This is a genomic window from Streptomyces sp. CS113 (assembly GCF_002188365.1).
Taxonomy (GTDB): domain Bacteria; phylum Actinomycetota; class Actinomycetes; order Streptomycetales; family Streptomycetaceae; genus Streptomyces; species Streptomyces tendae.
On record NZ_KZ195574.1, the window covers coordinates 5,879,250 to 5,903,201 of the forward strand.

21 protein-coding genes are annotated in these 23,952 nt (G+C 73.9%); 10 read left to right on the top strand and 11 right to left on the bottom strand.

What is annotated here, in order from left to right:
* Window positions 1–40: 40 nt before the first annotated feature.
* The 4 genes from nirD to B9W62_RS26280 form a co-directional block, all read right to left on the bottom strand.
* Entirely contained in the window at window positions 41–406 is a 366-nt protein-coding gene (gene nirD / locus B9W62_RS26265) for a nitrite reductase small subunit NirD (protein WP_179235677.1), read from the bottom strand.
* Complete coding sequence (gene nirB / locus B9W62_RS26270; RefSeq protein WP_087809466.1) at window positions 403–3,018, bottom strand: nitrite reductase large subunit NirB; 2,616 nt, start codon at window positions 3,016–3,018, stop codon at window positions 403–405. Before nirB ends, nirD begins: the two co-directional genes overlap by 4 nt.
* Complete coding sequence (locus B9W62_RS26275) at window positions 3,018–4,244, bottom strand: NAD(P)/FAD-dependent oxidoreductase (RefSeq protein WP_087809467.1); 1,227 nt, start codon at window positions 4,242–4,244, stop codon at window positions 3,018–3,020. Before B9W62_RS26275 ends, nirB begins: the two co-directional genes overlap by 1 nt.
* A 138-nt stretch (window positions 4,245–4,382) precedes the next feature.
* Window positions 4,383–5,702 carry an MFS transporter gene (locus B9W62_RS26280; RefSeq protein ID WP_373433704.1) on the bottom strand — a complete coding sequence of 440 codons (1,320 nt, stop codon included), beginning with the start codon at window positions 5,700–5,702 and terminating at the stop codon, window positions 4,383–4,385.
* A gap of 149 nt (window positions 5,703–5,851) precedes the next feature.
* Between B9W62_RS26280 and B9W62_RS26285 the strand changes: the two genes are divergently transcribed.
* Both B9W62_RS26285 and B9W62_RS26290 read left to right on the top strand, forming a co-directional pair.
* Window positions 5,852–6,409 (top strand): TetR/AcrR family transcriptional regulator, encoded by a 558-nt coding sequence (locus tag B9W62_RS26285; RefSeq protein WP_087809469.1) that lies wholly within the window; start codon window positions 5,852–5,854, stop codon window positions 6,407–6,409.
* 71 nt (window positions 6,410–6,480) lie between these two features.
* Window positions 6,481–7,263 (top strand): sulfite exporter TauE/SafE family protein, encoded by a 783-nt coding sequence (locus B9W62_RS26290; RefSeq protein WP_087809470.1) that lies wholly within the window; start codon window positions 6,481–6,483, stop codon window positions 7,261–7,263.
* A gap of 31 nt (window positions 7,264–7,294) precedes the next feature.
* Here the strand turns inward: B9W62_RS26290 and B9W62_RS26295 are convergent, their stop codons facing one another.
* Window positions 7,295–8,203 carry an NAD(P)-dependent oxidoreductase gene (locus B9W62_RS26295; protein WP_087809471.1) on the bottom strand — a complete coding sequence of 303 codons (909 nt, stop codon included), beginning with the start codon at window positions 8,201–8,203 and terminating at the stop codon, window positions 7,295–7,297.
* Between the two features lie 107 nt (window positions 8,204–8,310).
* On the opposite strand from B9W62_RS26295, the gene B9W62_RS26300 reads away from it, so the two are divergent.
* Entirely contained in the window at window positions 8,311–8,700 is a 390-nt protein-coding gene (locus tag B9W62_RS26300; RefSeq protein WP_087809472.1) for a winged helix-turn-helix transcriptional regulator, read from the top strand.
* Here the strand turns inward: B9W62_RS26300 and B9W62_RS26305 are convergent.
* Window positions 8,638–9,279 carry a class F sortase gene (locus B9W62_RS26305; RefSeq protein WP_087809473.1) on the bottom strand — a complete coding sequence of 214 codons (642 nt, stop codon included), beginning with the start codon at window positions 9,277–9,279 and terminating at the stop codon, window positions 8,638–8,640. The two genes, B9W62_RS26300 and B9W62_RS26305, sit on opposite strands and share 63 nt — an antisense overlap.
* Before the next feature lie 118 nt (window positions 9,280–9,397).
* Window positions 9,398–9,940: a hypothetical protein gene (locus tag B9W62_RS26310; protein ID WP_087809474.1), complete on the bottom strand. Its 543-nt coding sequence runs from the start codon at window positions 9,938–9,940 to the stop codon at window positions 9,398–9,400.
* A 174-nt stretch (window positions 9,941–10,114) separates the two neighbouring features.
* On the opposite strand from B9W62_RS26310, the gene B9W62_RS26315 reads away from it, so the two are divergent.
* The 3 genes from B9W62_RS26315 (at window position 10,115) to B9W62_RS26325 (ending at window position 12,455) form a co-directional block, all read left to right on the top strand.
* A complete protein-coding gene (locus B9W62_RS26315; protein WP_179236120.1) occupies window positions 10,115–10,720 on the top strand; it encodes an NADPH-dependent FMN reductase in 606 nt (201 codons plus the stop codon).
* 142 nt (window positions 10,721–10,862) lie between these two features.
* Window positions 10,863–11,648, top strand: a complete 786-nt coding sequence (locus B9W62_RS26320) for an SDR family oxidoreductase (protein ID WP_087809475.1) — start codon at window positions 10,863–10,865, stop codon at window positions 11,646–11,648.
* 63 nt (window positions 11,649–11,711) lie between these two features.
* Complete coding sequence (locus B9W62_RS26325) at window positions 11,712–12,455, top strand: SDR family oxidoreductase (RefSeq protein WP_087809476.1); 744 nt, start codon at window positions 11,712–11,714, stop codon at window positions 12,453–12,455.
* Here B9W62_RS26325 and B9W62_RS26330 read toward each other — a convergent pair.
* From B9W62_RS26330 to B9W62_RS26345, 4 genes are all read right to left on the bottom strand, one after another.
* Entirely contained in the window at window positions 12,404–13,333 is a 930-nt protein-coding gene (locus tag B9W62_RS26330) for a LysR family transcriptional regulator (protein ID WP_087809477.1), read from the bottom strand. The two genes, B9W62_RS26325 and B9W62_RS26330, sit on opposite strands and share 52 nt — an antisense overlap.
* A 78-nt stretch (window positions 13,334–13,411) precedes the next feature.
* Window positions 13,412–15,055 carry a M4 family metallopeptidase gene (locus tag B9W62_RS26335; RefSeq protein ID WP_087809478.1) on the bottom strand — a complete coding sequence of 548 codons (1,644 nt, stop codon included), beginning with the start codon at window positions 15,053–15,055 and terminating at the stop codon, window positions 13,412–13,414.
* A 128-nt stretch (window positions 15,056–15,183) separates the two neighbouring features.
* Complete coding sequence (locus B9W62_RS26340; protein ID WP_087809479.1) at window positions 15,184–17,421, bottom strand: molybdopterin oxidoreductase family protein; 2,238 nt, start codon at window positions 17,419–17,421, stop codon at window positions 15,184–15,186.
* Between the two features lie 103 nt (window positions 17,422–17,524).
* A complete protein-coding gene (locus B9W62_RS26345; RefSeq protein WP_087809480.1) occupies window positions 17,525–18,211 on the bottom strand; it encodes a SanA/YdcF family protein in 687 nt (228 codons plus the stop codon).
* Between the two features lie 165 nt (window positions 18,212–18,376).
* Here B9W62_RS26345 and B9W62_RS26350 point away from each other — a divergent pair, with 165 nt between their 5' ends.
* The 4 genes from B9W62_RS26350 (at window position 18,377) to dnaG (ending at window position 23,952) form a co-directional block, all read left to right on the top strand.
* Entirely contained in the window at window positions 18,377–19,225 is an 849-nt protein-coding gene (locus B9W62_RS26350; RefSeq protein WP_179235678.1) for a sirohydrochlorin chelatase, read from the top strand.
* A gap of 60 nt (window positions 19,226–19,285) precedes the next feature.
* Window positions 19,286–20,560 (top strand): deoxyguanosinetriphosphate triphosphohydrolase, encoded by a 1,275-nt coding sequence (locus B9W62_RS26355; RefSeq protein WP_087809482.1) that lies wholly within the window; start codon window positions 19,286–19,288, stop codon window positions 20,558–20,560.
* 171 nt (window positions 20,561–20,731) lie between these two features.
* Entirely contained in the window at window positions 20,732–21,997 is a 1,266-nt protein-coding gene (locus B9W62_RS26360) for an NAD(P)/FAD-dependent oxidoreductase (protein WP_087809483.1), read from the top strand.
* Between the two features lie 29 nt (window positions 21,998–22,026).
* Complete coding sequence (dnaG, locus tag B9W62_RS26365; protein WP_087809484.1) at window positions 22,027–23,952, top strand: DNA primase; 1,926 nt, start codon at window positions 22,027–22,029, stop codon at window positions 23,950–23,952.

The window sequence follows — 23,952 nt, forward strand, 5'->3', positions numbered from 1 at the left end:
AGCCTAGGCTTATCTGAAACGATCAGTCAAGAAGGATGGATCAGGCGGCCTTCACCTCGTACGTCTCGACCCGCACCGCCGCGTCGTCCAGGCACTCGCCGGTCGTGAGGTCGAAGCGCTGCTTGAGCAGCGGGGAGGCGACGAACGGGCGGCCCCGGTGGGTGCCGGTCAGGCCGCGGGAGAGGACGGCCGCGCCGGTGAACGGGTCGCGGTTGTCGATGGCGTACAGCCCGCCGTCCCGGTCGCGGAACAGGGCCACCTGGCCGCCGTCCGGGAGCAGGGCCGCCACGCCGCGGCCCGGGAGCAGGGCGCCGAGGTCGCAGGCCGCGAACCAGCCGTCCGCCAGCCGCAGCCGGACCGTGAGGCCGGCCGTCTCGGGAACGAGCGTCTCGGGTGCCAGGGTCATCGCCGGGTGCTTCCTTCCAGGAGGTCGTCTTGCGAGGGGCGCCGCAGGCCGATGTCCAGCAGCGGCAGGTCGGGCTTCAGCTGGTCGCGCTCGGGCACGAAGCCCACGACCGGGTCGGGGGTGTCGGGGGCGTTCACGAAGGACACGAACCGGGCCAGCTTCTCCGGGTCGTTGACCGTCTCGGCCCACTCGTCGCGGTAGTGCGCGACGTGGGCCCGCATCAGGGACTCCAGCTCGTCGCAGATGCCGAGCGAGTCGTGCACGACGACGTCCCGTACGTGGTCCAGGCCGCCGGGGAGGCGCTCCAGCCAGGTGGAGGTGCGCTCCAGCTTGTCGGCGGTGCGGATGTAGAACATCAGGAACCGGTCGATCAGGCGGACCAGTTCGGCGTCGGAGAGGTCCTGCGCGAGCAGGTCCGCGTGGCGCGGGGTGGCGCCGCCGTTGCCGCCGACGTACAGGTTCCAGCCGTTGGCGGTGGCGATCACGCCGAAGTCCTTCGACTGGGCCTCGGCGCACTCCCGGGCGCACCCGGAGACCGCCGACTTGAGCTTGTGCGGGGAGCGCAGGCCCCGGTAGCGCAGCTCCAGGTCGATCGCCATCCGCACCGAGTCCTGCACGCCGTAGCGGCACCAGGTCTGCCCCACGCAGGACTTCACCGTGCGCAGCGACTTCCCGTACGCGTGCCCCGACTCGAAGCCGGCGTCCACCAGCCGCGCCCAGATCAGCGGCAGCTGCTCGACGCGGGCGCCGAACATGTCGATGCGCTGGCCGCCGGTGATCTTCGTGTAGAGCCCGAAGTCCCGGGCGATCTCGCCGATGACGATCAGCTTCTCCGGCGCGATCTCACCGCCCGGGATGCGCGGCACGACGGAGTAGGAGCCGTTGCGCTGGAGGTTGGCGAGGAAGTGGTCGTTGGTGTCCTGGAGCGCCGCCTGCTCGCCGTCCAGGACGTAACCGCTCGCGCCGATCGCCGGGGCCAGCGAGGCGATGACCGAGCCGACCGCCGGCTTGCACACCTCGCAGCCCTCGCCGCCCCGGGCGCCGTCCCGGCCGTGCCGGTCGAGCAGCTCACGGTAGGAGGTGATCCGCAGGGCCCGGACGATCTCGTACAGCTCCTCGCGGGTCTGCGCGAAGCAGCCGCACAGGCCCTTGTCGACCTCGACGCCGCTCGCCTCCAGCTCGGCGGTGACCAGCTGGCCGAGCACCTTGACGCAGGAGCCGCAGCCGGTGCCGGCCCGGGTGCACTTCTTCACCTCGGGCACGGTGGTGCAGGAGTGCTCGGTCACCGCGCCGCGGACCGTGCCCTTGGTGACGTTGTGGCAGGAGCAGATCACCGCGTCGTCGGGCAGCGCGGCCGGGCCGAGCTGCGCCGGGGCCCCGGCACCGGCGGGCAGCACCAGGGACTCGGGGGAGACCGGCGGGATGGAACCGGTGAAGGCGCGCAGGGTGCCGTACGCCTCCGCGTCGCCGACCAGGACGCCGCCGAGCAGCGTGCCGTCGCGGCCGACGACCAGCTTCTTGTACAGGCCGGCGCGGGAGTCGGAGTAGACGACGTCCAGGCAGTCCTCGGCGGTGCCGTGCGCGTCGCCGAAGGACGCCACGTCCACACCGAGCAGCTTCAGCTTGGTGGACAGGTCGGCGCCGGTGAAGGAGGCGTCCTCGGCGGCGATGGTGGCGGCCGCCGTCGCGGCCTGCTCGTATCCGGGCGCCACCAGCCCGTACACCCGGCCGTCGGCCGCCAGCGCGCACTCGCCGATCGCGAACACGTGCGGATCGGTGACCGTGCGGCACCGCTCGTCGACCGCGATGCCGCCGCGCTCGCCGACCGCCAGCCCGCAGTCCCGGGCCAGCTGGTCGCGGGGGCGGACACCGGCGCTGAACACCACCAGGTCGGTGGCGAGTTCGGAGCCGTCGGACAGCTTCATGCCGGTGACGGCGCCGTCGTCGCCGGTCACGATCTCCTGGGTGCCGACGCCCGTGTGGACGGACAGGCCCATCTCCTCGATGGTCCGCAGCAGCGCCGCGCCGCCGCCCTCGTCGACCTGGACGGGCATCAGGCGGGGCGCGAACTCCACGATGTGCGAGGTGAGTCCGAGGCCCTTGAGCGCGCCGGCCGCCTCCAGGCCGAGCAGCCCGCCGCCGACCACGGCGCCGGTCGTCGCCCGCGTTTTCGCGTACTCCTCGATGGCGAGCAGGTCCTCGATCGTGCGGTAGACGAAGCAGCCCTCGGCGTCCTTGCCGGGCACCGGCGGGACGAACGGGTAGGAGCCGGTGGCCAGGACGAGGGTGTCGTACTCGACGACCAGCCCCGAGCGGGCGGTCACCCTGCGCGCCTCCCGGTCGATCGTCTCCGCCGGGTCCCCGACGCGCAGCTCGATGCCGTGCTCCGCGATGAAGGCCGGGTCGGTCATCGACAGGTCCTCGGGGGTCCTCCCCGAGAAGTACGAGGTGAGCTGGACGCGGTCGTAGGCGGGGCGCGGCTCCTCGCACAGCACGACCACGCGGTGCGTGCCGGTCAGGCCGCGCTCGGCGAGGGCCTCCAGGAAGCGCTGGCCGACCATGCCGTGGCCGACCAGAACGATCGTCGGGGGGTTCCCCGGGGTGGCGGTCATCAGGAGCCTCCGTCTTGGGTGAGCAGGTGGAGCAGGGGGCCGCCGTCGGAGGGGAGCGGCTCTGCTCCCTCCCAGGCGCGCGCCAGCGCGCCGACGGTGCCGAGTTCGCCGACCAGGACCCCGCCGACCAGCCGGTCGTCACGGACGACGACCTTGCGGTAGGTGCCCCGGGTGGCGTCGGCGAGCTGCACGACGTCGTCACCGGGGCGGGGGTCGGTCTCGCCGAACGCGGCGAGGTCGAAGGGGTCGAAGGAGCCGCCGGCCCCGGCAAGGGTGAGCCGGGTCAGTGAGCGGGTGCCGTGGTAACGGGCGGTGCCGTCGCCGGCGAGCAGTTCGGCCAGCACCTGCGCCTGTTCCAGGGCGGGCGCGGCCAGCCCGTACACGCGGCCGGCGTGCTGGGCGCAGTCGCCGACGGCGCGGACGTGCGGGTCCGAGGTGCGCAGCTCGTCGTCGACGAGGACGCCCTTGCCGATCTCCAGGCCCGCCTCCCGGGCGAGCCCGACCCGTGGCCGGACCCCGCAGGCGAGGACCACCAGGTCGGCGCCGAGGGCGTACCCGTCGCCCATCTCCACGGACCGCACCGCCCCGCCGACGCTGCGCACGTCCCGTACCCGGCACTCGGTGTGCACCTCCACGCCGAGGCCCTCCAGGTGCCGCCGGACCAGCGCGGAGGCCGCCGGGTCGAGCTGCCGCTCCATCAGCCGCTCGGACTGCTGGGCGAGGACGACCTGGGCACCCCGGACGGCCAGCGCGCGGGCGGCGGACACGCCGAGCAGCCCGCCGCCGATGACGACGGCCCTGGCCCCCGGCCGCACCGCCTTCGACAACCCGAGGCAGTCGTCCATCGTCCGGAAGGCGTGCACGCCCTCGGGCAGCACGCGGTCCGGGGTGAACAGACCGCGCAGGGGCGGCAGCACGGCGTTGGAGCCGGTGGCCAGGACCAGCGTGTCGTAGGCGATCACCGACCCGTCGGCGCAGCGCACCGTCCGCCCCGCCCGGTCGATGCCGGTGACCCGGCCGCGCAGCAGCCCGGCGGGCGACGGCAGGGCGATCACCTCGGCGCCGTACCGTCCGGCCAGCACCTCGGCGAGCAGTACCCGGTTGTACGGGCGGTGCTCCTCGTCGCCGAGCGTCAGCGCGGGCGTGCCCAGCTCACCGAGCCGCCGGGCGAGCGTCACGCCCGCGAGTCCGGCGCCGATCACCACCACACGCGTTTTCGAGGTCATGGCACCGAGCGTGCGGTGCGGGTGTTACCCGGCCGCATCCCCTCTGTTTCCCACGGGGAACGCTGCCCTCAGCGGGGCCGGCCGGCCCGTGTGAGGGGCTCGGGCGCCGGGCGTCGCCGACGGGCGCCGGCCGGGCGGTCATCCTTCGGCGCGCTGCTCCTGCCGCTCCACGGCGGGTGCGGCGGGGGCGGGACCGGACGTGCGGTGAGCGGAGGCGCGGGTACCGGCGGCGGGGGCCGCGAGGACGGCCGTGGCGACGAACGCCAGGACCACGAGCATCGCCGGACGCAGTCCGTAGTGGTCGCCCAGGAAGCCGAGGGTGGGTGGCCCGACCAGGAACGCGATGTAGCCGATGGTCGCCACCAGGCCGACCCGGGCGGTCTCGTCGGGCCCCGAGTCGCCCGCCGCCGACAGGGCCACCGGGAAGCCCAGGGACGCGCCCAGTCCCCAGAACAGGACGGCGGCCGCGGCCACGACGGCGTTGTCGGAGAAGATGACCAGGCAGAGACCGATGGCCCCGGAGACCGCGCTGGCCCGCACGACGGCGGCCCGGCTGTACCGATCGAGGAAGAAGGTGCCGCCGAAGCGTCCCAGGGTCATCGCGGCGGCGAACCCCACGAAGACGAGCGAGCCGACGGCGGCGTCGAGACCGTGACCGTCGACCATGAGCAGCGGCAGCCAGTCGTTGGCGGCGCCCTCGGCGAGGGCCATGGCCAGGACGATGGCCCCGATCATCAGGAGCCGCCGGTCCCGCCACACCTGCGGGGCCGCGGGCCGCGTGGAGTCCGCAGCGGGCGCCGCGGCCCTGACCCCGGTCCCGGCGGGGACGGCACCGATGGCGTACCCGAAGATCGCGGCCGTCACCGCGGCCACCGCCAGGAGGTGCCAGTGGGCGGGGAACGCCGCGGCGGTGGCCGCCATGCCGGCCAGGCCGCCGATGACGGTGCCCAGGCTGAAGCACCCGTGCAGCGTGGGCAGCACCGGCCTGCCGGTGATCCGCTCCACGTCGGCACCGTCCACGTTGATCGCGACCTCGCCCGACCCGACGCCCACGCCGAAGAGGCACAGCCCCGCGGTGACCAGGGGCGCGGAGCCGATGCCGCTGCCCGCGCCGACGACGACCACGCTCGCGACGACGCACAGGGTGCCGAACGCCGTCACGGGCCTGGTCCCGAACCGCGACACGAAACGGCCGGAGCAGAGGATGCCGGCCATCGAGCCGACGGACAGACCGAACAGCACCAGCCCCATCTGCCCGGTGGACAGGCCGAGCCCGTCACGGACGTCCGGGGTGCGCGTGATCCATGAGGACATGGCGATGCCGTTGAGGAAGAAGAAGAGGTACAGCGCCCGGCGGCGACGGCGCACGGCACGGTCTGTCAAGGAAGGGCTCCGCCGGTGTTGGAGACAATGAGGGACGGACGGGCGACGGTCCCGCGGCGCCCACCGAGTATGCACAAATGTACACACTGGATCGACGACCGAGAAGACAGCGCAGACAGCGCAGACAGCGCAGACAGAGCAGGCCGAGCAGACCGAACAGGCCGAGCACACCGAACAGGCCGAGCACACCGAACAGGCCGAGCAGACAAGGGCGGACAACGGCGATGACAGGCAGCACTCGTGGCCCCAACGACCCCCGGCGCCGCGAACGCATCCTCGACGCCGCGCTCGACGTGGTCGCGGAGCACGGCGCCATCAAGGTGACCTTCCGCAAGATCGCGGAGGCGGCGGGCGTGCCGCTCGGGTCACTCACCTACTACTTCGACGACATGCAGCACCTGCTGACCGCCGCCTTCACCCGGCTCGCGGAGACCGTCTCCACCCGTTACGGCGCCCTTCTGGAGGCCGCGCGGACCCGGCAGGAGGCCGAGGAGGCGGTCGTCGAGATCATCTGCGGCAAGGTCTGGGGGACCGACCGCAACCTCCTGCTCAGCTACGAGCTCTACGCCTTCGCCACCCGCCATCCCGAGGTGCGCGCCGTCATGCGCTCCTGGATGCAGGCCAGCCGGTCCTCCCTGGCCAGGCACTTCGACCCGCTCACCGCACGGGCCCTGGACGCGCTGGTCGAGGGATTCTCCATCCACAACTCCGTCGACCCGCGGCCCACCGAGCGCGCGGAGGTCGCCGCCGTGGTCCGTGCCGTCGTCGACGCCGGGGCCTGAACCGGGCGTGAACCTCAGAAGTCCCTCATCTCCATGGACGGCACATCCATCCCGTCCATAGGGTCGCGATCATGCCCGACATATCGCTGACCACGGTCGTCCTGCTCTGCCTCGCCGCACTCGCGGCCGGCTGGATCGACGCCGTGGTCGGCGGGGGCGGCCTGCTGCTCCTCCCGGCGCTCCTGCTCGGCCTGCCCGCCGGCACCCCGGCCGCGCACGCGCTCGGCACCAACAAGGCCGTCGCCATCGTCGGCACCACGGGCGCGGCGGTGACGTACGCCCGCAAGGCGCCGGTGGACGTGCGCACCGCCGTACGCATCGGCCTGGCGGCGCTGGCCGGGTCCTCGGGCGGCGCCTTCTTCGCCGCCGGGATGAGCACCGAGGTCCTGAAACCGGTGATCATGGTGGTGCTGCTCGCGGTCGCGGCCTTCGTGATCCTGCGCCCCGCCTTCGGCACCGCGCCCGCCACCGGCCCGGCCACCCGCCGGCAGATCCTCGCCGCGATCGGTCTCGCGGGCCTCGGCATCGGCTTCTACGACGGCCTCATCGGGCCCGGCACCGGAACCTTCCTGGTCCTGGCCCTCACCGCCCTGCTCCACCTGGACCTGGTGACTGCCTCCGCCACCGCCAAGATCGTCAACTGCTGCACCAACGCGGGCGCCCTCGCCACCTTCGCCTGGCAGGGGGCGGTGCTGTGGCAGCTGGCCGTCCTGATGGCCGTCTTCAACCTGGCCGGCGGCATGTTCGGCGCCCACACCGCCCTCAAGAAGGGCAGCGGCTTCGTCCGCGTCGTCCTGCTGACGGTCGTCTTCGCCCTGGTGGCGAACCTGGCGTGGGAACAGTGGGTGGCCTAGGGCCTGTCAGACGGGAATTGTCAGACAGGCCCTAAGGGCGGTCCGTCGCGGCCCGGCGCAGGTTCAGCAGTTCCACCACACCGGTCGTGTCCTCCTCCCCGTGCCCCTCGGCGAGCCGCCGCTCCATCAGGGCCAGGTACGGCGTCAGCAGCTCCGTGCTCACCTGCTGCTCCTCCGCCGTGCGCAGCAGCGTCGCGCTTCCCGCCACCTGCATCGCCAGGTTGGAGACGACGCCCTTGCCGTAGTCGCCGCTCGCCAGGTGCTCGGCGGCCTGGTGCGCCGAACCGGACATCGCGCCGAGCCACGACACCAGCAGCGGCGCGAAGTCCCTCGGGTCGACGTCCTCCGGGCCGATCAGCGCGAAGGCGTGCGCCATGCCCGCGAACATGCCGTACATCGCGCTCAGCAGCGCCACGTCGTGCAGCGCCGCGAACCCCGGGTCCGTACCGACGAAGCGCGTGCCGGCCGGCACGGCGAGTGTCTCCCGGTGCTCCTCGAACAGATCGGCGGAGCCGCTGTAGAGGACGTGTCCGCCGGACTCGGGGGACCCGATCATCGGTGGTACGGCCATGATCCCGCCGCCCAGGAAGCGGGCCCCGCGCTCCGTCGCCCACACGGCGCGGGCGCGGCCCTCGGCGGGCGTCCCGGTGGTGAGGTTCACCAGGTCCCGTCCGGTCAGGTCGGCCCCGTCGAGGGCCGCGCCGACCGAGGCGTCGTCGAGTAGGCAGGCGATGACGAGACGGCTTGCGGACACCGCCTCGGCGGCGCTCCCCGCGACCGTCGCCCCCTGCGCGGCGAGGGCCTCGGCGCGGGCGGGGGTGCGGTTCCAGACGGTCACGGGGTGGCCCGCGGCGAGCCAGGCGCGGACGAGGGCGGTGCCCATGGCGCCGGCGCCGAGGACGGTGAGCGGAATACGGGCGTCAGCTGTTGTGTCAGTCATGGTGATCAGGCTCCGCCGGGGCGGCCGGCCGCTCAAGTACGTACTTGCGAGTGGGCGGTTACCCCGGCCATAGCGTGCAGGCAGCGGGCAGGGACGGGGAGACGGATATGGGGACGGCACGGCGGCCGGGGGCGTACCACTGCGGCGTCGACGCGGCGATCGACGTGATCGGCGGGAGGTGGAAGGTACTGATCCTGTGGGCGCTCGGCGAGGGGATGCACCGCTTCGGCGCGCTGCGCCGCGCACTGCCGGGCGTCACCGAGAAGGTGCTCGCCGCGCAGCTGCGGGAGCTGGAGGCCGACGGCATCGTGCACCGCGAGGAGTACGGCGAGGTGCCGCCCCGCGTGGAGTACTCGCTGACCGCCCGGGGCGTCGCGCTCAACGAGGCGCTGGTGCCGCTCGGCGCGTGGGGAAGGGCGCACGTGCTGGACCCGTCACCGGCTCCCGGTCAGGTGGGCGAAGACGACCACGTTGCCCTGGTACCCGGTACTGCGTGAGTAGGGGCCGCCGCAGGTGATGACGCGCAGTTCGGGGCGGTCGGCGGCGCCGTAGACCTTCTCGTCGGGGAAGGCGTCGGCGGCGTAGACCTCCACCGCGTCCACGGTGAAGACCGCGATACCTCCGTCGCGCCGGTCGATCTCGATCCGGGCGCCCTTCTCCAGGGCGCCGAGGCGGTAGAAGACGGCGGGCCCCTCGGCGTTGTCGACGTGCCCGGCGACGATCGCGGTGCCCGTCTCGCCCGGGGTGGTGCCGGCCTCGTACCAGCCGGCGAGGTTCTTCCGCTCGGCGGGCGGCACGTCCAGGCTGCCCGTGCCGGTCAGGCCCAGGCCCGTCAGCGGGGCGTCCACGCCGATCGCCGGGATGCGGACGCGGTCCGGCGGGGAGGGCGGCAGCGCGGGTGCGGCGGCGCCCCGGTCGCCCCGGTCACCCCGGTCGGCCTGGCCGGCAGTGCCTGCCTGCGCGGCCGACGGCTGCGGCGGGGCGTCGGGGTGCTCGCCGCCGAGCAGCAGCCACGCCCCCGAACAGAGGGCGACCGCGGTGACGGCCGCTATCGCGGTGTCCTTGACCCTGCGCATGACGTCCCCTCTCCCTCGGATCCCTGGGACCCCCGGCCCCCTCCGGGCCGCGAGGGGCGTCGGACCCGGAGGGGGTGGGGAAGTGCGGTACCGGCGGACGGGCAGCGGAGGGTGCCCGTCAGATCCCGTCGCCTCTCGCCCGGCGATGCAGGAGCCAGGTACCGCCCGCGGCGGCGACGGCGAGAGCCGCCACGCCGGCCGCGGTCTGCACGGGGTCGGGGCCAAGAGCGCCGCCGACCCCCGTCTTCACGCTTCCTCTGGGGTACACCTGCTCGGCGGCCGAGGTCAGCGTGACCACCAGGTCGCCCGTCACCCGCCGCTGGTCGTCCCCGCAGGTCGCGACGATCTCGTACGTCCCCGGCTGGGCGCTCGGCGGCACCTCGAAGTGCCCCGTCGCCCCGCCCTCACCGGTGCCGGGTGCCAGCGGGAACGCGCCCGCGCCGACCGCGCTGGCGTCACCCGCCGCCGAGCCGCCCTCTCCGCACACCGCGGTCGTCACCACGGCCCGCTCGCCCGGCACGACCGAGGACGGATACACCGTCAGGCCGCCGGTGGCGACGGCATCCCCGGCGTACACCGGGGCCGCGGCGGCCGCGGTGGTCAGACCGACGGCCGCGGCGGCGAGCGCGGTACCGGTCAGCAGGCGGGCGGTACGTCGCATCGGTGCTCCTTTGAGCTCTTCGGTGGCCCCTGCCCTACCGAGGAAAGTGGCACCGGCCCCGGCCCGCCCCCCGGGCGGGTGTGAACGGGTGACCGGTGCCGCCGAACGGACCCGGGAGCGAGGCGGCTTGACCTCGAGCAAACTTGAGGTACCAGGCTCTCCCGCATGAACACGATGAACACCACGACCACCGTGAACACGACGACCGCACCGCTCCGCGTCACCCTGCTCGTCGGCAGCAACCGCCACGGCCGCTTCGGCCCCGTCGTCGCCGACTGGCTCCTGGACCACCTCCGGGCCCACGACGACCTGGTCCCCGAAGTGGTGGACGTCGCCGGAACCGAGCTGCCCACGACCCTCGCCCCGACCCCGGAAGCGACCGCCGCGCTGGCGGAGGTCACCCCGAAACTGGCGGACGCCGACGCGTTCGTCGTGCTGACCCCCGAGTACAACCACTCCTTCCCGGCGGGTCTGAAGAACGTCATCGACTGGCACTTCACCGAGTGGCGGGCCAAGCCCGTCGGCCTGGTCTCCTACGGCGGTCTGGCCGGCGGCCTGCGGGCCGCCGAGCACCTGCGCCAGGTCTTCGCGGAACTGCACGCCGTCACCGTCCGCGACACCGTCTCCTTCCACAACGCCGGCGCGTCCTTCGACGACGAGGGCAGGCTCAAGGACCCGTCCGGTCCGGACGCGGCGGCCAAGACGATGCTCGACCAGCTGGTGTGGTGGGGCCGGGCCCTGCGGGAGGCGAAGGAGAAGCGCCCCTACGACGGCATGTGAGACGCCACGATCGCCCACGGGAACGCCGCCCGGCTGCCATAGGAGCTTCCTATGGCAGCCGCTGCATTTTCGTCTTTGCTCCCCTTCGATTTCCGGGCCTACCGTGTGGGAGTCATCATGCGAAGGCGAAAGGGAAAAGGCCATGGCCGGGCAGGAAAACGCGTCGGAAAACAGGGGACTCGCGGGAAACGGGGAGCTTGCGGGAAAGCGGGCGCTGGTCACCGGCGGTACGCGGGGAATCGGAGCGGCGATCGTCCGCGGGCTCCTGGACGCCGGCGCCGAGGTGATCACGACCGCCAGGTCGGCGACGGGTCCGGCGCCGGAGGGGGCGCGCTTCGTGCAGGCGGACGTGCGGACCCTCGCCGGGGCCGAGGCGCTCGCCGGGGCCGCGCACGACGCGCTCGGCGGGGTCGACATCCTGGTCCACAACGCGGGCGGGGCGCGGCCCCACAAGGACGGCCTGGTCATCCCCGACGAGGAGTGGCTGGACACCCTGAACCTCAACCTCCTCGCGGCGGTCCGGCTGAACTCGCTGCTGGTGCCCGGCATGCGGGAACGGCGTTCGGGGGCGATCGTGCACATCTCCTCGGCCGCGGTCGCGCCCCCCGCGCCCCCGTTCCTGCACTACCAGGCGGCGAAGGCGGCGCTGGACAACTACAGCACCGGACTGGCCGCGACGCTGGCCCCCTCCGGCGTCCGGGTCAACACCGTCAGCCCCGGCCGGACCTCCACCCCCGGCGGCGAGGAGACCCGGGAGCACTGGGCGCGTCTCGACGCCGGACCGGCTCCGAGCGGCACCGCCCCGCTGGGGCGCGACGGCTCGCCCGAGGACATCGCCCACGCGGTGCTGTTCCTGGTGTCCGACCGCGCGGGCTGGGTGACCGGAACCAGCCTCGCGGTGGACGGCGGGGAATATCCCAGGGGCTGACATTCCAGGGGTGATACCCCGAAAAAATGAAGCTGGAAAAGTCTGCGAAAAAGGGGTCCGGAAATGGGTAGGTACAGCAACAAGAACGCCGTGATCACGGGTGGCGGCAGTGGAATGGGTCTCGCGATGGCGGAGCTGCTGGTGGCCGACGGAGCCCGCGTCGTGATCACCGGCCGTTCGCAGGCCACGCTCGACGCCGCGCTGGAGCGGCTCGGCGACAACGCGGTGGCCGTCCGCGGCGACGTGGCCGCACTGCCGGACCTGGACGCGCTCGCCGACCGGGTGAAGGCCGAACTCGGCACCGTCGACGCCCTGTTCGTCAACGCCGGCGTCGCGACCCTCACGCCGCTCGAGTCGACGACCGAGGAGGCCTACGACGAGCTGTTCGCGATCAACGTCAAGGGCGCCTGGTTCACCGTGCAGAAGCTCGCCCCGCTGCTGAGCACGGGCGCCGGCGTCGTCCTCACCACCTCGGTCGCCAACGTCATCGGGCTGGCGGACACCAGCGTCTACGCGGCCGGGAAGGCGGCGCTGCGCTCGATGGCCCGCAGCTTCTCCCGCGAGCTGCTGCCCCGCGGCATCCGGGTCAACGCGGTCAGTCCCGGCCCCGTCGACACCGGAGCCCTGGACGCGGTGATGACCGCCGAGGAGGCCGAGCGGTTCAAGGCGGAACGGGTCGCGGACAACCCCATGCGGCGCTTCGGCACCCCCGAGGAGATCGCCCGGGCCGCCGCCTTCCTCGCCTTCGACGCCACCTACACGACCGGCGCCGAGCTGGCCGTGGACGGCGGCGCCACCCAGCTCTGAGCGAACCGGTACCAGGTCTCCTGGCGCAGGAACTCCAGCAGCGCCGTCTCCGCGGGGCCCGCGCCGGGCCGGACCGCGGCGACGACGGGCTGGGACACGGCCGGGGACACCGGGCGCACCAGGTGCTCGTGACCGGGGGGCACCGCGGAGGCCGGGACGAACGTCACCCCGAGCCCCTGGGCCGCCCAGCGCACGGCCGTCGCGGTCTGGGAGAGGCGGGCGACCGTGGTCGGGGCCAGCCCGTTCTCCCGCAGCACCTCCACCAGGACGCCGTCGAGCGCGCTGGCGGGATCGAAGCGCACCCACGGCTCGTGCTCCAGGTCCCGCAGCGCGACCCGGTCCGCGGCGAGCTGCGGGTGCCCGGCCGCCAGCACCACGACGAACTCCTCGTCACCGAGGTGGTGGCCGTCGTACAGGCCCTCGTCGCAGGGCCCGGCCATGAGGGCGAGATCGATCACGCCCCCGCGCGCCAGCCGCTCCAGCTCGGTGGGGTTCGGCTCCTCGAAGACGGTGACCTCCAGGCGCGGGAAGCGGCGGCGCAGCGCGCTCAGGGCGCCCGGCAGCTGCCGGGTGCCCAGGCCCATCTGCACCGCGACGACCAGCTCGCCCGCCAGCTCCTCGGAGCCGGCCCGCGCCGTCGCCCGTGCCCGGCGCGCCGCGTTCACCGCGATCTCCGCGTCCCGCAGGAAGGCGCGGCCGGCCACCGTGGGCACCAGGCCGGTCGGGGTGCGGGAGAACAGCTCCACGCCCAGGTCCCGCTCCAGCCCGCGGATCTGCTGGGACACCGAGGGCTGGGCGACGCGCAGCGCCTCGGCCGCGGCCGTCACCGAGCCCTCCTCGGCGACGGCCAGGGCGTACTCGAACTGCCTCAGGCTCATCGGGTTCCGTCCCCTCGTCCGTGCTCTCGCCGCAAGCGTAAGCGAGCGCGGTGGGGACGGGCGCCGGACGGCCGGGGGTCAGCCCACGGCCACCGCGCTCCACGCCGCGCCGACCGCGGCGTACTCGGCGCTGTCGGCGCCGTACAGGTCACCGGCCGCGCGCAGGGTGGCGGCGCGGGCGCCCGCGTAGTCGGTGGACGAGGTCATGTACACCGTCAGCGCCCGGTACCAGATGTCGCCCAGCTTGTCCCGGCCGATGCCGGAGACCGTGGAGCCGTCGCAGGTCGGGGAGGAGTAGGCCACGCCGCCCACGGTCCGCGCACCGCTGCCCTCGGCCAGCAGGTAGGCGAAGTGGTTGGCGACGCCGGAGGAGTAGTGGACGTCCATGTCGCCCACCGCGGTGCTCCAGCAGTCGGCCGAGCTGCCGTCCCGGCTCGGCCGGTCCATGTAGCGCAGGGCGTCGCGGCCGAATCCGTCCCGGACGACCTTCTCGCCGATCAGGTAGTCCCCGGGGTCGGCGGAGTTGTCCGCGTGCCACTCCACGAGCGTGCCGAAGACGTCGGAGGTCGCCTCGTTCAGGCCGCCGGACTCGCCCGAGTACGTCAGCGCCGCCGTCTTCGACGTCACCCCGTGCGACATCTCGTGCGCGGCGACGTCCAGCGAGACCAGCGGCCCGAAGGTCGTCCCGTCACCGTCGCCGTACGTCATGCAGAAGCAGCCGTCGTCCCAGAAGGCGTTGTTGTACCGGGTGCCGTAGTGCACGCGGTTGTACGAGCCCTTGCCGTCGCCCGCGATGCCGCTGCGCCCGTGGACGTCCTCGTAGTAGTCCCAGGTGGCGTCGGTGCCGTACTGCGCGTCCACCGCGGCCGAGGCGCGGTCGTCCGCCTTCCCGGTGCCCCAGTGGTTGTCGGCGTCGGTGAACGGCGTCGCGGGCGCCCGCACCAGGCAGAGGGTGAGGAAGCACAGGTCGGTCCGGTTCTCCGCGTCACCCGTGTACGTGCCGCCGCGCGTCGGGTCCTCGAGCCGGTACGCCGAACCGGACGGCGTCGTCTCCAGCGGCACCGTGCCGCCGTACAGCGACGCGCCGTCGCCGGACGCCGACTCGATGGTGTCCCAGGCGTCGATACGGGCGCCCGTGCCCGCGTCGGTCAGCACGGTGCGCGCGACCGGGTTGCCGAGGGAGTCCAGCGCCGCCGCGTCGGTCCGCCAGGCCAGCTTCGGGGCGCCGTGCAGGGCGTCGACGACCAGCTCGGGTTTGGCAGTGAGCTTCTTCAGCAACTCGCCCGGGCTGGCGGCGCGCAGCGCGTTCGCGGCCAGGTCGGCGGCCCCGGGCGCCGACAGCCTCGGGGTGACGGTGGGCAGCGAGAGCGGCGCCCTCGTCGCGCGGTCGGCGCCCCGGAAGCCGCCGTCGGGGGCGAGGTGGACGACGAAGTCACCGCCGAGGACCGGGATTTCGCGATAGGTGCGGTCGTAGCGGACGTGCTGGGTGCCGTCCTCGTCGACGACGACGTCGCGGACCTCGGTGTCCTGGGCGTCCGTCAGACCCAGGGCGGCGGCGTGGTCCGACAGGGCCGCCGCCGCGTGGTCCAGGGCCGTGGCCGGGGTCGGGCGGCCGGCGGCCGCGGCGCCGGGGGCGAGGGCGGCGATCAGCAGGGTCGCGGTGGTGGCGGCGGTACCGGCCAGGACGAGACGGGAACCTCTGACGTGCCGTATTCGGCTCATCGATCTCCTCGGGACGGGCGCGCTCTCGGCGCGCCTGCGGGCGCTGGTGCTGACTCGGATTCAAGAATCCTGGACATGACATGTCCATAGCGCTCGCGTGGAGATCATGAGGGGAGAGGATGACGCCGCTAGGACGTCACCGTTTCCACCCGCACCGCGCACACCTTGAACTCCGGCATCCGCGAGGTCGGGTCCAGGGCGGGGTTGGTCAGCGTGTTGGCGCGGCCCTCGCCCGGCCAGTGGAACGGCATGAACACGGTGTCGGGCCGGATGCCGGTGGTGATGCGGGCCGGCGCCACCGCCCGCCCCCGCCGGGACACCACCGCCAGCGGGTCGCCCTCGGCCGCCCCCAGCCGTGCCGCGAGCCGCGGGTGCAGTTCCACGAACGGGCCCGGCGCGGCGGCGTTCAGCTCGGGCACCCGCCGGGTCTGCGCCCCGGACTGGTACTGCGCCACGACCCGGCCCGTGGTCAGGAGCACGGGGTACTCGTCGTCCGGTTCCTCGGCGCTCGGCCGGTGCGCCACGGGCACGAAGCGGGCCCGGCCGTCGTCGGTGGCGAAGCGGTCGAGGAAGAGACGGGGGGTGCCGGGGTGGGGCGCGGTGGGCAGGCCGGCCTCGGCGCCCGCGCCGGTGCCGCCGCCGCTGCCTGTGCCGGTGTCGTTGCCGGTGGGGGTGTCCCTGCCGGTGCGGGCCTCCCTGTCGGTGTCGGCGTCGGCGGCGTCCGTGGCGTCGGCCCCGGTTGGCGCCGGGCAGGGCCAGAAGACGCCGTTCTCCTCGGTCAGGCGGCGGTAGTCGATTCCGGAGTAGTCCGCCGGGCCGCCCGCGCTCGCCCGGCGCAGCTCCTCGAAGACCTCCTCGGGATCGGTCGGGAACCCCTTCTCCACGCCGAGCCGCCCGGCCAGCCCGTGCAGCACGTCCAGGTCGCTTCGGACCCCGTCCGGCGGCGTGAGCGCGCGCCGCCGCAGCAGCACCCGGCCCTCCAGGCTCGTCGTGGTCCCCGTCTCCTCCGCCCACTGCGTCACCGGCAGGACGACGTCCGCGAGTTCCGCCGTCTCGGAGAGCACCACGTCGCACACGGCCAGGAAGTCCAGCGACCGCAGCCGCTCCTCGACGTGCGCGGCGCGAGGTGCCGACACCACCGGGTTGGACCCCATCACCAGCAGCGACCTGACGTCCGTGCCCAGCGCGTCCAGCAGCTCGTACGCGCTGCGCCCCGGCCCCGGCAGCGCGTCGGGGTCCACGCCCCACACTTCGGCGACGTGCCGGCGCGCCGCCGGGTCGGTCAGCTTGCGGTAGCCCGGCAACTGGTCGGCCTTCTGCCCGTGTTCGCGCCCGCCCTGCCCGTTGCCCTGCCCGGTCAGACAGCCGTACCCGGACAGCGGCCGCCCGGCCCGCCCGGTCGCCAGGCACAGGTTGATCCACGCGCCCACCGTGTCCGTGCCCTTGGCCTGCTGCTCGGGGCCGCGCGCGGTGAGCACCATCGCCGCCTCGGGCGCGCAGAACAGCCGTACCGCCTCCCGCAGTTCGGGAACGGACACCCCCGTGATCCGCTCCACGTACTCCGGCCAGTGCGCCATCGCCGCCGCCCGCGCCTCCTCCCAGCCGGACGTGCGCTCCTCGACGTACGCCGCGTCGACCCGCCCCTCGGCGACCACCAGGTGCAGCATGCCCAGCGCGAGCGCGAGGTCGGTCCCGGGCCGGGGCGCGAGGTGCAGGTCGGCCTGTTCGGCGGTCTTCGTCCGGCGCGGGTCGACGACGATCAGGGTGCCGCCGTTCTCCCGCAGCTCGGTGAAGTAGCGCAGGGACGGCGGCATCGTCTCCGCCGGGTTCGACCCGACGAGGATCACGCACCCGGTCCGCGGGATGTCCTCCAGCGGGAACGGCAGCCCCCGGTCGAGCCCGAAGGCCCGTGTCCCGGCCGCCGCGGCCGACGACATGCAGAACCGCCCGTTGTAGTCGATCTGCGAGGTGCCCAGCACCACCCGGGCGAACTTGCCCAGCGCGTACGCCTTCTCGTTGGTCAGCCCGCCGCCGCCGAACACCCCGAGCGCGTCCGCGCCGTACCGCGCCCGTGTGCGCTCCAGGTTCCCGGCGATCCGGTCCAGCGCCTCCTCCCAGCCGGCCGGCACCAGCGCGCCGTCGCCCGAGCGCACCAGCGGCGAGGTCAGCCGCGCCCCCGGCGCCAGCACCGCCGCCGCCGCACGGCCCTTGCCGCACAGCGCGCCCCGGTTCACCGGGAAGTCCGCGCGCTCGGAGACCTCGACGGTCCCGCCCTCGACCGGCGTCAAGTTCATCCCGCACTGCAAAGCGCAGTACGGGCAGTGCGTGGGGGTGGTGGCGGGGTTCCGCGTGCCGGTGCTCTGCATGCCGCCCAGCCTGCGGCTTCCGTGTTACGCGACCGGGCGGCGCCCTGTTACGCGGCGGGGACGGCGACCTCCCCGCCGCCGCCGGGCCGCGGTGAGGGACGCGTCATCCGGCGTCGGCCAGGGCCCGCGCCACCCCCGGCTCCCTCGGCCCGAGGAAGTGCGGGTCCGGCTCGAAGAGCGCGTCCAGCGCCGCCTTGCCCGCGGCGAGGATCTCCCGGGCGCCCCCGTAGTACCAGGTCACGTCGTGCTCGTCGTCGACCCCGACGCCGTACGAGACCACCCCCGCCTCCTGGCACAGGGCGACCGCCCGGCGGATGTGGAAGCCCTGGCTGATCAGCACCGCCCGGTCGACGCCGAAGATCCGCTTCGCCCGAACGCAGGAGTCCCAGGTGTCGAAGCCCGCGTAGTCGCTGACGATCCGCCCGTCCGGGACACCGTGCCGGACCAGGTAGGCGCGCATGGCGTCCGGCTCGTCGTACTCCTCGCGGCTGTTGTCCCCGGTCACCAGCACCACCTCGATCCGCCCCGCCCGGTACAGCCGCGCCGCCGCGTCCAGCCGGTGCGCGAGGTACGGCGACGGCTCCCCGTCCCACAGCCCGGCCCCGAAGACGACGGCGACCTCGGTGCGCGGCACGTCGGCGACGGTGCGCAGCCGGTCGTCCGTCACCACCCGCAGCCAGGCGCTCGGCAGCAGGGCCAGCACGCACCCGGCCACCACCACCCGCAGCAGCCGCCGCCGGCCCTTGCGGGTGCGCGGAAGACGCGGTCTGCGAAGCCTCCAGCGGCGCATGCGGACGGTCCCCTCCCCGGTCGGTTCCTGCCACCAGGGACGTCCGGGGCGGCCGTCCGGTTCACCGCCCGCTCACACGGACGGTCCCGCGCCGGGTGGACCGACGGAAAATCCCCGTGACACCGACGCAACGGGGAGGCAATCTCCGGCCGCCACCCTCGGTGCATGACGGCGACGACAGTGACGACAGTGACGAGCAACAGGACCGCGGCGGCCACCGGGGGCGCCCCCGCCCTGGTCGTCGTCGCGCACGGCAGCCGCGACCCGCGCGCGCTCAGCACCGTACGGGCCCTCCTCGACCGGGTCCGCGCCCTGCGCCCCGCCCTGCCGGTGCACCTGGGCCACGTCGAGCTGAACGCGCCCCTGCTGCCGGACACGCTCGCCGGCCTCGGCGACGGGACTGCGGTCCTCGTCCCGCTCCTGCTCAGCCGCGGCCACCACGTCAAGCGGGACATCCCGGAGACGGCCGCGCTCTCCCCGGCCCGCACCCGCGTGGCCGCCCCGCTCGGCCCGCACCCCCTCCTGGTGGACGCCCTGCACGCCCGCCTCACGGAGGCCGGCTGGCCCACCCACGCGGGCCCGGACCACGCCGTCGTCCTCGCCTCGGCGGGCTCCCGGGACCCGGAGTCCCGCGCGGACACGGCCCGCACGGCAGCGCTCCTCGCCGCCCGCCTCGGCGTCCCGGTCGTCCCCGCGTACGCCTCGGCGGCGGCCCCGACGGTCCCGGAGGCCGTGCGCACCTTGACGGCTCGGGGCTACCGACGGGTGGCCGTCGCCGCCTGCTTCACCGCCCCGGGCCGCTTCGCGACCGAGTGCGCGGCAGCGGCCCCGTGGATCGCCTCCGAGCCCCTGGGCACCCACCCGTCGATGGCCCACTTGCTGCTGCACCGCTATGACCGGGCACTTGACGGAGGCGGCGAGTTCAACGCGGTCAAAGGGGCGCGGGGCGAGTCGACCTGCGGCTCCGCCGCGTGGGCGCGACCGGCCACAACCGAACCCGCACTCGCCCGATAACCGCACCCGGCAGACGAGTAGGCCCCCCACCTGTCACACCTTCCCCTTACTGTTCATGACATGGAAGGCACCGCACCCCCCACCCCGTACGACCCCACGTCAGTGGCCCGCTACGCCCCCGAACCCGACAAACGCCCCGGCCGCACCGCCTTCCAGCGCGACCGCGCCCGCATCCTGCACTCCGGCGCCCTGCGCCGCCTCGCCGGGAAGACCCAGGTCGTCGCGCCGGGGGAGGGCAGCCCCGTCTGGGACGCCAGCCCCCGCACCCGCCTCACCCACTCCCTGGAGTGCGCCCAGGTCGGCCGGGAGCTGGGCGCCGCCCTCGGCTGCGACCCCGACCTCGTCGAGGCGGCCTGCCTCGCCCACGACCTGGGCCACCCGCCCTTCGGGCACAACGGCGAACAGGCCCTCAACACCTTCGCCGAGGACTGCGGCGGCTTCGAGGGCAACGCCCAGTCACTCCGGCTGCTCACCCGCATCGAGCCCAAGCGGTTCACCGAGCGCGGCCCCGTCGGCCTCAACCTGACCCGCGCCACCCTCGACGCGGCCACCAAGTACCCCTGGCCGCGCGGCGCCCACCCCAGCGACCCGGCCTCGCCCAAGTTCGGCGTGTACGACGACGACCGGCCCGTCTTCGCCTGGCTCCGCGAGGACGCCCCCGGCGCCCGCACCTGCTTCGAGGCGCAGGTCATGGACTGGGCCGACGACGTGGCGTACTCGGTGCACGACGTCGAGGACGGCCTGCACGCCGGGCACATCGACCCGAACTGCCTGCTGGCCGACCCCGAACGCGAGGCGGTCTTCCAGGTGGCCGTCGGACGGTACGTCCCCGCCGGCACCGACCACGCCGAACTCGCCGCCGCCCTCGACCGGCTCCTCGCCCAGGACTGGTGGCCGCACGGCTACGACGGCTCGGCGGTCGCGCAGGCGCGGCTGAAGGACGCCACCAGTCAGCTGATCGGCCGCTTCTGCCTGGCGGCCGAGGCCGCCACCCGGGCGGCGTACGGCGGCGGGCGGCTCACCCGGTACACCGCCGAGCTGGTCGTGCCCCGCGAGACCCGCATGGAGTGCGCCGTCCTGAAGGCGGTCGCCGTCCGCTACGTCATGCAGCGCACCGAGCAGGAGCGGCTCCGCGCCGACCAGCGGATCGTCGTCGCGGAGCTGGCCGAGGCGCTGACCGCCCGCGCACCCGACGGGCTCGACCCCCAGTTCCGTGCCCTGTTCGACGCGGCCGCCGACGACCGGGCCCGCAAACGGGTGATCGTCGACCAGATCGCCTCCCTCACCGACACCTCGGCCCGCTCGCTTCACGCCCGCCTGACGGGGCATCCATGAGACTGGTCGGCGGGACGGGCGGGAGCCGGCGGCGCCCCGATCGCCCGAAAAGCGGCACTCGGGCGGTCGGAACGCGGCAGGTCGTGGCCTGATCGGGTCGTTCCCCCTTCCCGCACCACGCCGCGTGCGGGACGCTCGCATGTGGCGGCACCCTGACGAGGAGGCAAACAAGTGGTCGACGCGGATCAGACATTCGTCATCGTCGGAGGCGGCCTGGCGGGAGCGAAGGCGGCCGAGACACTCCGCACGGAGGGCTTCACCGGCCGGGTGATCCTCGTCTGCGACGAACGCGACCACCCCTACGAGCGCCCGCCGCTGTCCAAGGGCTACCTCCTGGGCAAGGAGGAGCGCGACAGCGTCTTCGTGCACGAACCCGCCTGGTACGCGCGGCACGACATCGAGCTGCACCTCGGCCAGACCGTCGTCGCGATCGACCGCGCCGCCAAGACCGTGCACTACGGCGACGACGGCACCCACGTCAGGTACGACAAGCTGCTCATCGCGACCGGCGCCGAGCCCCGCCGGCTGGACGTCCCCGGCACCGGCCTCGCGGGCGTCCACCACCTGCGCCGCCTGGCCCACGCCGAGCGGCTCAAGGGCGTCCTCGCCTCCCTCGGCCGGGACAACGGGCACCTCGTGATCGCCGGCGCGGGCTGGATCGGCCTGGAGGTCGCGGCCGCGGCCCGCGAGTACGGGGCGGAGGTCACCGTCATCGAGCCGTCCCCGACCCCGCTGCACGGCGTCCTCGGACCCGAGCTGGGCGCCGTCTTCGCCGAGCTGCACGAGGCGCACGGGGTCCGCTTCCGCTTCGGCGTGCGGCTGACCGAGATCGTCGGCCAGGACGGCATGGTGCTGGCCGCCCGCACCGACGACGGCGAGGAGCACCCCGCGCACGACGTGCTCGCCGCGATCGGCGCCGCCCCGCGCACCGCGCTCGCCCAGGCGGCCGGGCTGGAGATCGCCGACCGGGCCCAGGGCGGCGGCATCGTCGTCGACGACCACCTGCGCACCTGTGACCCCGACGTCTACGCGGCGGGCGACGTGGCCTCCTTCCACCACGCCCTCTTCGACACCAGCCTGCGCGTGGAGCACTGGGCCAACGCCCTCAACGGCGGCCCGGCCGCCGCCCGCGCGATGCTTGGCAAGGGCCTCGCCCACGACCGCGTGCCCTACTTCTTCACCGACCAGTACGACCTGGGCATGGAGTACTCCGGCTGGGCGCCGGCCGGGTCGTACGACCAGGTGGTGATCCGCGGGGACGCGGCGAAGCGCGAGTTCATCGCCTTCTGGGTGAAGGAGGGCCGGGTGCTGGCCGGGATGAACGTCAACGTGTGGGACGTCACGGAGCCGATCCAGCAGCTGATCCGCGCGAAGACCCGGGTGGACACGGAGGCCCTGGCGAACCCGCACGTATCGCTCGAAAGCCTCGTCGCATAGCTGTCGGTCCGCCCCCGTAGACTTCACGCGTGGCAGGACGGATCAACGACGAGGACGTGAAGGCGGTACGGGACGCGGTCCCGATCGACGCCGTCGTCTCGGAGTACCTCCAGCTGCGAGGCGCCGGGGGCGGCAATCTGAAGGGGCTGTGCCCCTTCCACGACGAGAAGTCGCCGTCCTTCCAGGTCAGTCCGAGCAAGGGGTTCTTCCACTGCTTCGGCTGCCAGGAGGGCGGCGACACCATCACGTTCGTGATGAAGATCGACCACCTCACCTTCTCGGAGGCGGTCGAGCGCCTGGCCGGCCAGGCCGGCATCACCCTGCGCTACGAGGAGGGCGGGTACAACCCCTCCCACCAGCGCGGCGAGCGCATCCGCCTGGTCGAGGCCCACAAGATCGCCGCCCAGTGGTACGCGGAGCAGCTGGCGACCGGGTCCGAGGCGGACACCGGCCGCGCCTTCCTCGCCGACCGCGGCTTCGACCAGGCCGCCGCCGAGCACTTCGGCGTCGGCTACAGCCCCCAGGGCTGGGACCACCTCACCCGCTTCCTGCGCGGCAAGGGCTTCAGCGACAAGGAGCTGCTGCTCTCCGGCCTCTCCCAGGAGGGCCGCCGCGGCCCCATCGACCGCTTCCGCGGCCGGCTGATGTGGCCCATCCGCGACATCGGCGGCGACGTCGTCGGCTTCGGCGCCCGCAAGCTCTACGAGTCGGACAACGGCCCCAAGTACCTGAACACCCCCGACACCGCGATCTACAAGAAGTCCCAGGTCCTCTACGGCATCGACCTCGCCAAGAAGGACATCGCGAAGGCGTCCCGCGCCGTGGTCGTCGAGGGCTACACCGACGTCATGGCCTGCCACCTCGCCGGGGTCACCACCGCCATCGCCACCTGCGGCACCGCCTTCGGCGGCGACCACATCAAGATCCTGCGCCGGCTCCTCATGGACAACGGCTCGGCCCGCGTGATCTTCACCTTCGACGGCGACGCGGCCGGCCAGAAGGCGGCCCTGCGCGCCTTCGAGGACGACCAGAAGTTCGCCGCCGAGACCTACATCGCCGTCGCCCCCGACGGCATGGACCCCTGCGACCTGCGCCTGGCCAAGGGCGACGACGCCGTCGCCGACCTGGTCGAGCCGCGCACCCCGCTCTTCGAGTTCGCCCTGCGCCAGATCGTGGCCCGCTACGACCTGGACACCCCGGCCGGCCGCGCGTCGGCCCTGGACGAGGCCGCCCCGGTCGTCGCCCGGATCAAGAACAGCGGCGCCCAGCACGAGGTCGCCGTGCAGCTCGCCGGGATGCTCGGCATCCTCGACACCCAGTTCGTCGTCAAGCGGATCGCCCAGCTCGCCCGCTGGGCCCGCGACCGCGGCGGCAAGGGCCCCGCCCCCGACCAGCGGCAGCGCGGCGGCGGCCCGCAGCAGCAGGCCGGACCCGCCCGGACCTCCCCCCGGGGCCCCGCCCTCAACCTCCGCAACCCGGTCTTCGCCACCGAGCGCGAGCTGCTCAAGCTCGCCCTCCAGCGCCCCGAGCTGGTCTCCCCGGCCTTCGACGCGTACGGCGTCGACGAGTTCACCGCCCCGCCCTACGCCGCCGTACGCGAGGCGATCATGGAAGCGGGCGGCGCCGAGTTCGGCGTCCAGGACCCGCAGGACTACCTGGTCCGGGTCCGCGAGGCCGCCCCCGACGACGCCGTCCGCGCCATGGTCACCGAACTCGCGGTCGAGGCGATCATGCTCCACCGCGGTGTGAAGGGCGTCGACGAGGTGTACGCGGGCGCCCAGCTGGTCACCGTCCGCCGCCGCGCCGTCGAGCGCCGCATCCGCGACATCACCGGCCGCCTCACCCGCCTCTCCGGCCACGGCGACCCCGCCGAACTGGCCGCCGTGCAGAACGAGCTGTGGATCCTCCAGCAGTACGACCAGAACCTGCGCGAACACGGCGCCGCCGCGCTGTGA